The sequence below is a fragment of the Brevibacterium pityocampae genome, assembly GCF_039541555.1.
Lineage (GTDB): Bacteria > Actinomycetota > Actinomycetes > Actinomycetales > Brevibacteriaceae > Brevibacterium > Brevibacterium pityocampae.
Genome location: NZ_BAABGL010000002.1, coordinates 296,060 through 307,703, shown reverse-complemented (window position 1 = coordinate 307,703; position 11,644 = coordinate 296,060). Strand labels below are relative to the sequence as shown.

Here is an 11,644-nt window from a genome sequence, read left to right as displayed (position 1 = left end):
CGGGGAGGGCGCAGCCGACCCGCGTCCCGGCACCCCGAGCCGCCCGGCTCAGACGGGTTCGCGCGCCGGTTCGACCTGCCCTGCGGGGCCGCCGATCACCGTGGTGAGCAGCGCGACGAGCGCGACGACCGAGGCGCCGGCGTACAGGAGCACCGGCGCACCGAGCGGGTAGATCAGCGCGGCCCAGGCGTATCCCGTGGCCATCCCCATGAAGCGGGAGGTGTTGTGGATCCCGAAGGCCATGGAGTTCTTCGCCGCGAGCGAGCGCGAGATCGCGTACGCCGCGATGCTCTGCCCGGCATTGAGCCCGGCGCCGATGAGCAGGAGGAGCACGATGACGACCGCGACCTGGACCGCGGCGGAGTCGGACTCGCGCGAGGTCCACCAGCCGAGCACGAGCGGCGCGAGGATGAGGACCCCGAGCCCCATCTCGATCACGGTGCGCATCGAGAGCTTCGCCGACAGCCACGAGGTGAGTCGGCCCGACACCGCCATCGCGAAGGCCATCGCGAACACCACGAGGCCCACCGGGCCCGGTGTCAGGCCCAGCCGCTCGCCCAGGTAGAGCGGCAGGCTGACCAGGCACACCCCCATGATGAACATCGTCGAGCCCGCCGACACGGTGCCGCGGATGTAGCGCTTCTCGAGGAGCGAGCGCGGCTCGAACAGGGTCTCCGGGTAGCGCGTGGCGAGCACGACGTAGACAACGAGGCCGAGCGAGGCGATGATCGCCACGACGGCCTCGGCGAGCGGGTCCGCGCGCTGCCCGACGAGGGTGACGAGGAGGACCGAGGCCCCCATCGCGATCATCAGCACCGCCATCCCGATGCCGTGGATGGGCGCCTGCCGCCCGCGCACCTTGGGCACGGCGACGACGATGACGACGGCGAGGAGAAGGCACAGGGAGGCCTGCAGGATGAACACGGCGCGCCAGCCGAAGATCTCCGAGACCACGCCGCCGACCGGCGGTCCGACGGCCTGGCCGACACCGATCGCTGAGGCCCACGCCGCCATCGCGGCCTGGCCCTTCGACGGCCACAGCGCGACGAGGGCGCGCTGCACACCGGGCGGGAAGGTCGAGCACGCGATCCCCTGCACCACCCGGAGCACGATGAGCATCTCGAGGTTGACCGAGAATGCGGCGAGGGCCTGCGCGACGATCATGATCGCGAGTCCTCCGAGCACGATCCGCACGGTGCCGAAGCGATCGCACAGCCACCCGGTGAAGGGCACGAAGATCACCATCGATACGGTGAAGGCCGACACCGCGAGCACCGTCTGACTGTCGGTCGCCCCGAAATCCTGCTGGATCCGGTGGAGGGGGGCGTTGATGACGTTGCCCGACAGCGCACCGACCGTGGTGGTGCCGAGCATCGCGAGGTAGGCGAGCCGGCCGGGCTCGACCTGCTTCGCCTGCTTCTCCGGCACGCGCTCCGGTCCCGGCCCGCGCCCCTGTGCGGGATCGCGTTCCGGGACCGGGTGCGGTCCTGCGGCGTCGGTCACGCCCTTCAGGCCTCGGCGGGTCGCTGCGGTGCGGCCTCGTCGGGGCGGGTGTAGTCCTCGTTCAGCCAGGCGCGCACGAGCTCGGTGTCCTGCCCGAGCGCGGGCGGGGCGAGGTCGTAGACGACCGGGGACTTCGACAGCGAGATCGGGTTGCGCACGGTGGGGATCGTACGGTCCCCGGTGGTCACCTCGACGACGGGTTCGAGACCGATCCGTTCGGCGAGCTGCACGCCCTGCTCGATCGAGTTGATCGGGGCGCACGGCAGGCCGGCGGCGGTGAGCAGCTCGTACCACTCCTGCGCGGTGCGGTGGGACAGCGCCTCGATGAGCAGCGGTTCGAGCGCCTTGCGGTTGCTGTTGCGCGGGAAGGCGGTGGCGAAGCGCTCGTCGGTGAGCCATTCGGGGCGCTCGACGGCGTTCGCGAGCACCGCGAACTGGCGGTCGTTGCCGCAGGCGACGATGAGGTCGCCCTCCTGCGTGGGCATCGGCTGGTACGGGTAGAGGCTCGGGTGCTCGTTGCCCATGCGGTGCGGCACGACGCCGCCGGCCACGTAGGCGGAGGTCTGGTTGACGAGGCCGGACAGCGCCGAGGACAGGAGGTTGGTGTCGACCTTCTGCCCCTCCCCGGTGCGGTTGCGGTGCTGGAGGGCGGCGAGGATGCCGATCGTCGTGTGGAGGCCGGTGATGACGTCGAACACCGCCACGCCGCCGCGGTAGGGAGGACCGTCGGCGTCGCCGGTCAGGCTCATGAATCCGGACAGGCCCTGGACGAGCAGGTCGTAGCCGGGCTGCGGGTTGTTCGGCCCGAAGCCGGTGACGGAGGAGTAGATGACGTCCGGGTTGCTCCGTGCGACGGTCGCGTGGTCGAGCCCGAACTTCTCCAGCCCGCCGGGCTTGAAGTTCTCGACGATGACATCGGCGCGCCGGGCGAGCTCACGGGCGAGCGCGAGGTCCTCCTCCTTGCGGAAGTCGAGCACGACGTCGGTCTTGTTCCGGTTGACCGACAAGTAGTAGGTCGCGTCGTCCTCGCGCACCGGCGGCTTCCACAGCCGGGTGTCGTCGCCGCCGGGGCTCTCGACCTTGATCACCGTCGCGCCGAGGTCGGCGAGCAGCATCGTCGCGTAGGGGCCGGCGAGCACACGGCCGAAATCGGCGACGATGGTCCCGGAGAGGGGGCCGTTGCCGGTGCGCGAGAAGCGCTCGCGCAGGTCCTGCGCCTTGCTGTCCTGAGCCGTGGTGTCCACGTGTCTCCTCCTGTTGCCGCCCGCCGGTGGTGACGGCGGGCGATCGGTCTGGCGGCCGGTGGCGGCCGGGTCGGTCGTGCGCGTCAGCGCAGGTAGAGCCTGACGGTGTCGATCTCGTCGCGCAGCAGGCGCACCTCCTCGACGGTGGGCTCCGCGGTCGTCTCCACGGTGGGGCCGACGGCGAGGTCCCAGCCCGTATTCTCCCGCACCTGCTCGACGGTGACGCCGGGGTGCACATGGGTGAGCTCGAGCTCGCCGTACTTGTCGGTGCGCTGGAGCACGCCGAGCGGCGTGATGACGACGCTCACGCCGTGGCCGGCCGGCTGGATGCCCACGGCGGCCTCGCGGGCGCGGACCGGCGAGGGGGAGGTGACGAAGTCGACCGCCTCCGGGAAGGCGGAGAGGTCGTGGCGGCGGACGATGACGAAGATCTCCCCGGCGTTGGCCATGATGTCCGTCGCCCCACCGGATCCGGGCAGCCGCACCTTCGGCCGGTCCCAGTCGCCGATCACCGTGGTGTTGAGCGAGCCGTGCCGGTCGATCTGCGCCGCGCCGAGGAAGCCGACGTCGACGTTCCCGCCCTGGAGCACGTAGCCGAACAGCGCCTGCATGTTCACGACCGCCTCGGCCCCGGACACGACGACGGAGTCCGCGATCCCCTCGGCCATGGCCTCCGGGTGGGCGCCGGACACACCGGACTCGTAGATGAGCTCGATGTCGGGGTTGATGGTGCGGTGCGCGAGGTCGACGGCGAGCGTGGGCAGTCCGATCCCGGCGAACACGGTGCGCTTGCCGGCGAGCATCTGCGCGGCGGCGCACACGATGAGCTCGGTCTGGGTGTAGTCCGGTGCGGTGCTCATGCCTGCCCTCCGTCGGTGGTCGTGGTGGCCGGGGTGCCGGCGGCGCCGCCGGTGCCCTCGGTGCGGTCCGCTGGGCCGGCGGCGTCCGAGGTGCGGGCCGCTGCGTGCTCTCCGGCCTCGGCGGCGGCGAGCTCGGTGCCGAGCAGGCGGCGGCCGTAGTCGACCGAGCCCGAGGGCCGGGATCCGACGGCGAGGCCGGCCATCCGGTCGCGTCCGAGCACATCGAGGTACTCGGCGTGGTCGGCGGTGTTCCGCACGTGGTCGTCGAGCCATTCCTGCAGACGCTGCGGATCCTTGCTGATCGGCGTCCACTCGCGGTAGAAAGCGCAGTCGCGGTCGTAGGATCCCTGCACGTAGGACGGGTGCGCTCCCTGCGGGACGACGCATACGGCGTCGACCGCGTGGGCCGGGATCAGGGTGCGGTTGGGGTCGGCGCGGATGACCTCGGGCGCGACGATCTCCTCGACGACGACGATCGCCCGCTCCGCGGCGTAGACGGCCTCCTGCTGGACCCCGGTGATGCCCCAGATCTGGGCGTTGCCCCTCGTGTCGGCACGCTGCGCGTGGATGATCGTGACGTCGGGGTTGAGCGGGGGCACGACGTAGGTGGTGCCCCCGGTGTAGGGGTCGGCGACGAGCTTGATGTTCGGGTTGATCGACGGGATGTCGGAGCCGGCGAAGGAGCGGATCGGCATGAAGGGCAGGCGGGCCGCGCCGGCATGGTAGCGCAGCACCATCGCGTGGTGGCTGTACTCCTCGACCTCGAGCGGCTCCGGGTCGTGGTGCTCGAGGCGGCGGCGCACCTCGTAGAGGCTGCCGGCGGATCCGGAGGCGAAGAAGGAGCACACGAGCTTCGACACGCAGCCCGCGGCGAGCATCATGTCGCAGATGAGGTCCGGGGTCATGCGGCAGAACGTCAGGTCGGTGATGCCCTGGCGGATGATCTCGTGGCCGGCGGCGAACGGGATGAGGTGGGAGAAACCCTCGAGCGCGACGGTGTCACCGGAGTGGACGTGCGCGGCAATCGCCTCGGCGAGGTCGACGACTTTGTCTGTGTTCATGTTCGCTTTCACTGGTGGATCCGCGATACTGGCAGTGGACGAGCGCGGTGCGAGGAGCGGCTCGTTCCACATTAAGTCATCTGGCGCACGAATACCACCCCATTCTTTACGCGACGTGCAATAATGTGGGCATGGAAATCCACCAGATCCGCGCGTTCCTCGCCGTCGCCGAGGAGCTCCACTTCGGTCGCGCCGCAGACAAGCTCGGCATGGCGCAGCCGCCGCTGAGCCGCACCATCCGGCAGCTCGAGCGCGAGCTCGGCACCGACCTGTTCCGCCGCACCACCCGCTCGGTGAGCCTGTCCCCGGCCGGCGCCGCGCTCGTCGAGCCCGCCCGCGCCGTGCTCGACAGCACCCGCACCGCGCGCGAATCGATCAAGCTCGCCACCCTCGGGGACATCGGCCATGTGCGCTTCGGGTTCGCCGGCGCCTCCTCGAACAAGCTCGTCGCCAAGCTCGCCTACGCCTCCCGGCAGCGCAAGCCCGGGATCACCCTCGACCTCGAATCGACGACCTTCGCCAACGAGGCGCTCACCCGCGTCATCGACGGCTCGCTCGACCTCGCGCTCGTCCGCTGGCAGGCCAAGCCGCCGCGGATCTCTGGACGCCCCGTGATGATGGAGCGCCCCGTGGTCGCCGTGCACACCGAGCACCGCTTCGTCGGCCGCTCCTCGATGGACATCGCGGAGCTCGCCGACGAGGACCTCATCCTGCTGCCGGCGGAATCCGGGGCGAACATGCGCGACCTCATCGACCACTGGTGCTTCCGCGCCGGCTTCACCCCGAACGTCATCCAGGAGGCCCCGGACTCGTGGATCGTCATCGCGCTCGTGTCCGCGGGGATGGGCATCACCATCACCTACGACTCCGTGGTCGCGAGCTTCAACGACCCGAATATGGTGACGATCCCGCTCACCGTCGACCACGACCCGATCAAGGTCTACCTCGCCCACCGCGAGGACGACGACAACCCCGCCCTGCGCGAGGTGCTTGCCGCCGCCGAACTCGCCCTCCCCACCGTGGGCTGAGGGGGCGGGTCCATGGGCTGAGGTTCCAAGGGTTGAGTGGCGGGCCCGTGGGTTGAGCAGCAGGGCCATGGGCTGAGCAGCGGGTCCATGGGCTGAGGGTCCATGGGCCGAGCGGCGGGTCCGTGGGCTGAGAGGCGGGCCGAGGGTCCGCAGCACCTGCTCTCGCATCGACCTGCCACTTCTGTTCGATCCTCCCGTCGAGCTGTCGCTCCCGCTCGAAGCACCCATGGATCCTCGAGCACAGATGGCAGGTCGATGCCGGGGTCGCGCAGAAGTGGCAGCTCGACGGCACCCGCGGCGGGTGGGCGAGACCGAGGTCATCCCCAGGAGCCCTCCGCAGTCATTTCAGTGCGGTGCCGGCCTCGCCCAGCCAATCCAGTGCGGTCCAGCATCACCCCAGCCACTCCAGTGCGGTCCTGTATCTCCGCAGCCACTCCAGTGCGCTTACCCGCCGGTATCCGCACTGGAACGACCCGGGAACCCAGCCGGCGACCGTGGTCCCGCTCGGCGACCCTGGTCCCGGCCGGACCGCCGCCGTACGATGGGATCCCGGGGCCGTGCAGCGCAGCACCGCATCACGGCGCACCGCAGCACCCCAGCACCGCAGCACCCCAGCCCAGCAGCACTGCAGTACCACCCCACCGCAGCGCACCACCGCACCGCCCCCGCGACCCGCCCGCCGAGGAGAGCCATGACCGCGACACCCACCGGACGGACACCGACCGGACGCCTGTCCGCGCACCACCCGCTCACGCTCGAGATCAGCCGCGAGTTCGCCGTCGAACCCGCCGATCTCTGGGCCGCGCTCACCGAGTCGAGCCGCACCGCGGCCTGGATCGGCCCGTGGTCCGGGGACCCGGCCTCCGGCACGATCGCCATCCGACTCAACGCGGAGGACGGTGCCCCGGAGCAGACCGCGCGCATCACCGCCTGCGAGCCCCCGCACCGGCTCGGTGTGACCGTCGACGCCGGGGCCGGGCAGCCGTGGCGCCTCTCCGCCGAGGTCTCGGCAGCACCCGACGGAAGTCGCGTCACCCTCCTGCACCACCTCGACGATCCCGCGACCGCGGAATTCAGCGGCCCGGGCTGGGAGTTCTACCTCGACCGGCTCGCCGCGGTGATCACCGACGCCGAGGACCCCGCGGAGATCGACTTCGAACCCGACTACGTCCCCGGCATGTGCCCGCACTACCGGGCACTCGTCGAGGACGCATGAACGGCTCCGCGGAGGCACGTGGAGAGGAAGGCACCTGAACCCCTCCCCGCGAACGCCCTGCCCGCACACCGGACACCTCGCCCGCACACCGGAGCCCACCCGAAGGCCCTGCCGGGGGCCCACCCCGGGGCCCGATTACCTGTCGAAAAAGTATTAATCCAACGTGAATACCCCCTGGACAGGTATAGATGACCCGTGACACAGTGGACCCATACGGTCACGACTCCCGTCACCCATCGCCTCCAGGAGGGCATCCCATGTCTGAAGACATCGTCATCTGCGAACCCCTGCGCTCCCCCGTCGGCGCCTACGGCGGCCAGTTCAAGGACATCGCCCCCGAGGAGCTCGGCACCCAGGTCGTCAAGGCCCTCATCGAGCGCACCGGCATCGCCCCGGACGTCATCGACGACGTGATCTTCGGGCAGTGCTACCCGCAGATGGAGGCCCCGGCGCTCGGCCGCGTCGTCGCGCTCAACGCCGGCCTGCCCACCACCGTTCCCGGCCGCCAGGTCGACCGCCGCTGCGGCTCCGCCCTGCAGGCCGTCATCGACGGCGTGTCCGCGATCGCCACCGGCGGCGCCGAGGTCGTCATCTCCGGCGGCGCGGAGACCATGAGCCGCGCCGCGTTCTTCAACGAGAACATCCGCTGGGGCGTGCGCGGCGGCAACATCGAGCTCAAGGACAGCCTGGTGCGCGGGCGCCTCACCGCCGGCGGCACCCACTACCCGGTGCCCGGCGGCATGATCGAGACCGCGGAGAACCTGCGCCGCGAGTACGGGATCTCCCGCCAGGAGCAGGACGAGCTCGCCGTCGAGTCGCACCGCCGCGCCGCGGCCGCGACCGACAACGGGACCTTCGCCGAGGAGATCGTGCCGATCACCATCCCGGCCACCCGCAAGAAGCCCGAGCAGCAGATCACCCTCGACGAGCACATCCGCCCGGGGGCGAACCTCGAGTCGCTGTCCAAGCTCAAGCCGATCATGGGCAAGCAGGACTCCGAGGCGACCGTCACCGCCGGCAACGCCTCGGGTCAGAACGACGGCGCCGCCGCGACCATCGTCACCACCCGCTCCAAGGCCGAGGCGCTCGGCCTCAAGCCGCTCGCCCGGTTCGTCAGCTGGGGCGTTGCCGGGGTCGAGCCGAACCGGATGGGGATCGGCCCCGTGCCGGCCGTGGAGAAGGCGCTCGGCCGCGCCGGCCTGACGATGAAGGACATCGACCTCATCGAGCTCAACGAGGCCTTCGCCGCACAGGCGCTCGCCTGCACCCGCGAGTGGGACTTCGGCAAGGCCGACTTCGAGCGCACCAACGTCAACGGCTCGGGGATCTCGCTGGGTCACCCGGTGGGCTGCACCGGCGTGCGCATCCTCACCACCCTCGTGCGCGAGATGGACCGCCGCGGCGCCCGCTACGGCCTCGAGACCATGTGCATCGGCGGCGGACAGGGGCTCGCGGCCGTGTTCGAGCGGGTCGAGGCCTGATGGCGCTCAAGCCGCTCGCCGGGATCACCGTCTTCGAGAACGACTCCTTCGTCGCCGGACCGTCCTCCTGCCTGGGCCTCGCCCAGCTCGGGGCCGAGGTCATCAAGATCGACCCGATCAAGGGCGGCCCGGACATCGACCGCTGGCCGATCACGCCGGAGGGCCGGTCGATCTACTGGGGCACCCTCAACCGGAGCAAGCGCTCGGTCGCGATAGATCTGCGCAGCGAGGCCGGCCAGGAGCTCGCGCAGGCGCTCATCACCTCCCCGGGCGAGGACGCCGGAATCTTCGTCGAGAACAACGTCGGCCGCCCGTTCCTGTCCGATGAGGTGCTCCGCGGCAAGCGGGCGGACCTCATCCACGTCAAGGTGCAGGGCTCGGCCGACGGCGGGCCGGGGGTCGACTACACCGTCAACGCCGAGGCCGGCATCCCGCTCATCACCGGCTCCGCCGAGGTCGACGGCCCAGCCAACCACGCGCTCCCGGCCTGGGACCTGCTGTGCGGTCAGGCCGCCGCGACCGCCGTGCTCACCGGGCTTCTCCACCGCCGGTCCACCGGCGAGGGCCTCTACGAGGAGATCGCGCTCAAGGACATCGCGCTGGCCGCGGTCGCCAATCTCGGGTGGTACACCGAGACCTTGCAGCCGGCCGGTGAGCGCGCCAAGCACGGCAACCACATCTTCGGATCATTCGGCTCGGACTTCGCCACCTCCGACGGGCGCTACGTCATGATCACCGCGATCACCAAGCGCCAGTGGGGCAACCTCGTGAAGGTCACCGGGCTGACCGAGGTGGTCGCCGCCCTGGAGACCGCCCTCGGCACCGACTTCGCCCTCGAGACCAACCGGTACACGTACCGGGAGACCCTCGAGGCACTGCTCAAGCCGTGGTTCGCCGCGCGCACGGCCGCACAGATCACCGCCGACCTCGAGGGGTCGGGAGTGCTCTGGGCGCCGTATGCCTCGCTCGGTGAAGTGGCGCAGGAAACCCTCGCCGCCGCGCAGGACGACCCGGCGGGAGCCGGCGTGCTGCGCACCCTGGAATCCGAGGCGCTCGGCACCATGCTCGTGGGCGCCTCCCCCGTCCGGGTCAACGGGGAGTACCTCGCCGAGGACTCCCCGACGGTCTTCGGATCCGCGACCGAGGCGGTCCTCACCGAGCGCCTCGGCTTGGGATCTGCTGAGATCGGCAGACTCCATGATGAAGGCATCATCGCCAGTTGATAACGTTAGAGAGCTATCCCTTTCGAAGGTGCACGTCTTCGCGTTCGAACGGGTACCAGGTTCTTCAGGAAGGATGAATCTCCCCATGCGGATTGTCACTTTTGTCAAGTACGTCCCGGACGCCGCCGGTGACCGCTCGTTCGAGTCGGACAACACCGTCGACCGCTCCGTCGACGGCCTCCTCTCGGAGCTCGACGAGTACGCGGTCGAGGCCGCCCTCAAGATCGCCGAGGACGAGGACGACGCCGAGGTCATCGCCGTCACCGTCGGCCCCGACGATGCCGTCGACGCCGTGCGCAAGGCCCTGCAGATGGGCGCCGACTCCGGCGTCCACGTCCTCGACGAAGCGCTCGAGGCCTCCTGCGCCCTCGGCACCGCGAAGGTGCTCGCCGCTGCCGTGAAGAAGGTCGAGGAGGAGGAGGGTCCGGTCGATCTCGTCATCACCGGCCTCGCCTCCACCGACGGCCAGATGTCGGTCGTGCCGGTGCAGGTCGCCGAGCTGCTCGGCCGTCCCGCCGCGACCCAGGCCTCGGCCCTCGAGGTCTCCGGCGGCACCGCCAAGATCCGCCGCGACGGCGACACCGCCTCGCAGCACATCGAGGTCACCCTGCCGGCGCTCGTGTCGGTCACCGACCAGATCAACGAGCCGCGCTACCCCTCCTTCAAGGGCATCATGGCCGCGAAGAAGAAGCCGCTCGAGGAGTACGAGCTGTCCGAGCTCGGCGTCGACGCCGGAGAGGTCGGCACCGCCGGTGCGACCACCGAGGTCGTCGAGCTCACCGCTCGCCCGCCGCGCACCGCCGGTGAGATCGTCACCGACGAGGGCGAGGGCGGCAACCAGCTCGCCGCGTGGCTCGCGTCGAAGAAGCTCGTCTGATCCGCCGGTCCGCACCCGAATCGCACAGACTCCTCCTGACTGAAGGATTGATCACACACCATGTCTGAAGTTCTTGTTCTCGTAGACCACGTGGACGGCGACGTCCGCAAGTCCACCCTGGAGATGCTCACCTTCGCCAAGCGCCTCGGCGAGCCCACCGCCGTGTTCGTCGGCGAGGCCGCGCAGGGCGAGGCGGCCGCCGCGACCCTCGGCGAGTACGGCGCCGAGAAGGTGCTCGTCGCCTCGGATCCGGCCTACTCGGAGTTCCTCGTGGCTCCGCAGGCCGAGCTCCTGGCGAACCTCATCGAGACCCGGCAGCCCGCCGGCGTGCTCGTGCCCGCCACCGCCGACGGCCGGGAGATCGCCGCCCGCGCCGCCGTCCGCACCGGTTCCGGCATCATCACCGATGCCAGCGACATCGCCGAGGGCTTCGTCGCCACGCAGTCGGTGTTCGCCGGTTCCTACACCGTCGCCGGACGTGTCACCAAGGGCACTCCGATCGTCGCCGTCAAGCCGAACTCGGTCTCCCCGGAGGCCGCCGCCGGTGCCGGTGCGGTCGAGACCGTCGACTTCGCCCCGAGCGATGCCTCGAAGACCGCCCGCGTCGTCTCCGTCGAGGAGAAGCCGCAGTCCGGTCGTCCGCAGCTCAACGAGGCCGCGATCGTGGTCTCGGGCGGCCGCGGCACCGCCGGCGACTTCTCGCAGGTCGAGGCGCTCGCCGATGCGCTCGGCGCCGCTGTGGGTGCGTCCCGCGCCGCGGTGGATGCCGGCTGGTACCCGCACGCCAACCAGGTCGGGCAGACCGGAAAGACCGTGTCGCCGCAGCTCTACGTGGCGGCCGGCATCTCCGGTGCGATCCAGCACCGCGCCGGCATGCAGACCTCGAAGAACATCGTCGCCATCAACAAGGACGACGAGGCGCCGATCTTCGAGCTCGCCGACTACGGCGTCGTGGGCGACCTGTTCCAGGTTCTCCCGCAGGCGACCGAGGCGGTCAACGCCCGCAAGTGATCCACCCCGGCTGAGCCCCGACCCCTGAGGCTCAACCAGAACGCGATATCCCGCGGTTCCTGAGAACGGAACCGCGGGATTTCGCTGTCTCGGCACCCGGCCGGATCGCCATGGCGTCGGACCCGCATCGGCCCGGCGCC

General features: G+C 70.6%; 10 protein-coding genes. 6 read left to right on the top strand and 4 right to left on the bottom strand.

Annotated elements, in window-relative coordinates; genetic code table 11:
- Positions 1-48 precede the first annotated feature (48 nt).
- From ABD883_RS01725 to ABD883_RS01710, 4 genes are all read right to left on the bottom strand, one after another.
- Positions 49-1,503: an MFS transporter gene (locus ABD883_RS01725; protein WP_345029332.1), complete on the bottom strand. Its 1,455-nt coding sequence runs from the start codon at positions 1,501-1,503 to the stop codon at positions 49-51.
- A gap of 5 nt (positions 1,504-1,508) precedes the next feature.
- Positions 1,509-2,747, bottom strand: a complete 1,239-nt coding sequence (locus ABD883_RS01720) for a CaiB/BaiF CoA transferase family protein (protein ID WP_345029330.1) — start codon at positions 2,745-2,747, stop codon at positions 1,509-1,511.
- An 83-nt stretch (positions 2,748-2,830) separates the two neighbouring features.
- Positions 2,831-3,607, bottom strand: coding sequence for a CoA-transferase subunit beta (locus tag ABD883_RS01715; protein ID WP_137320372.1), 777 nt, complete (start codon positions 3,605-3,607; stop codon positions 2,831-2,833).
- Positions 3,604-4,668, bottom strand: coding sequence for a CoA transferase subunit A (locus ABD883_RS01710; RefSeq protein WP_247618963.1), 1,065 nt, complete (start codon positions 4,666-4,668; stop codon positions 3,604-3,606). Before ABD883_RS01710 ends, ABD883_RS01715 begins: the two co-directional genes overlap by 4 nt.
- A gap of 131 nt (positions 4,669-4,799) precedes the next feature.
- Between ABD883_RS01710 and ABD883_RS01705 the strand changes: the two genes are divergently transcribed.
- The 6 genes from ABD883_RS01705 to ABD883_RS01680 all read left to right on the top strand — a co-directional run bounded on the left by ABD883_RS01705 (position 4,800) and on the right by ABD883_RS01680 (position 11,504).
- Positions 4,800-5,696, top strand: a complete 897-nt coding sequence (locus tag ABD883_RS01705) for a LysR family transcriptional regulator (protein ID WP_137318703.1) — start codon at positions 4,800-4,802, stop codon at positions 5,694-5,696.
- Positions 5,697-6,387: 691 nt separating this feature from the next.
- Positions 6,388-6,912, top strand: coding sequence for an SRPBCC domain-containing protein (locus ABD883_RS01700; protein ID WP_247618964.1), 525 nt, complete (start codon positions 6,388-6,390; stop codon positions 6,910-6,912).
- A 257-nt stretch (positions 6,913-7,169) separates the two neighbouring features.
- Positions 7,170-8,393, top strand: coding sequence for an acetyl-CoA C-acetyltransferase (locus ABD883_RS01695; RefSeq protein WP_137318701.1), 1,224 nt, complete (start codon positions 7,170-7,172; stop codon positions 8,391-8,393).
- Positions 8,393-9,616, top strand: a complete 1,224-nt coding sequence (locus ABD883_RS01690) for a CoA transferase (protein WP_345029326.1) — start codon at positions 8,393-8,395, stop codon at positions 9,614-9,616. Before ABD883_RS01695 ends, ABD883_RS01690 begins: the two co-directional genes overlap by 1 nt.
- Before the next feature lie 85 nt (positions 9,617-9,701).
- Positions 9,702-10,493, top strand: coding sequence for an electron transfer flavoprotein subunit beta/FixA family protein (locus tag ABD883_RS01685; RefSeq protein WP_345029324.1), 792 nt, complete (start codon positions 9,702-9,704; stop codon positions 10,491-10,493).
- Between the two features lie 60 nt (positions 10,494-10,553).
- Positions 10,554-11,504, top strand: a complete 951-nt coding sequence (locus ABD883_RS01680; protein WP_345029322.1) for an electron transfer flavoprotein subunit alpha/FixB family protein — start codon at positions 10,554-10,556, stop codon at positions 11,502-11,504.
- The last annotated feature ends 140 nt before the right edge of the window (positions 11,505-11,644 follow it).

Bases quoted from the DNA above. Each gene is read 5' to 3' on its own strand.
- ABD883_RS01690 (WP_345029326.1), top strand. From the start codon at position 8,393: ATGGCGCTCAAGCCGCTCGCCGGGATCACCGTCTTCGAGAACGACTCC.
- ABD883_RS01685 (WP_345029324.1), top strand. From the start codon at position 9,702: ATGCGGATTGTCACTTTTGTCAAGTACGTCCCGGACGCCGCCGGTGAC.
- ABD883_RS01680 (WP_345029322.1), top strand. From the start codon at position 10,554: ATGTCTGAAGTTCTTGTTCTCGTAGACCACGTGGACGGCGACGTCCGC.
- ABD883_RS01705 (WP_137318703.1), top strand. From the start codon at position 4,800: ATGGAAATCCACCAGATCCGCGCGTTCCTCGCCGTCGCCGAGGAGCTC.
- ABD883_RS01710 (WP_247618963.1), bottom strand. From the start codon at position 4,668: ATGAACACAGACAAAGTCGTCGACCTCGCCGAGGCGATTGCCGCGCAC.
- ABD883_RS01695 (WP_137318701.1), top strand. From the start codon at position 7,170: ATGTCTGAAGACATCGTCATCTGCGAACCCCTGCGCTCCCCCGTCGGC.
- ABD883_RS01715 (WP_137320372.1), bottom strand. From the start codon at position 3,607: ATGAGCACCGCACCGGACTACACCCAGACCGAGCTCATCGTGTGCGCC.
- ABD883_RS01700 (WP_247618964.1), top strand. From the start codon at position 6,388: ATGACCGCGACACCCACCGGACGGACACCGACCGGACGCCTGTCCGCG.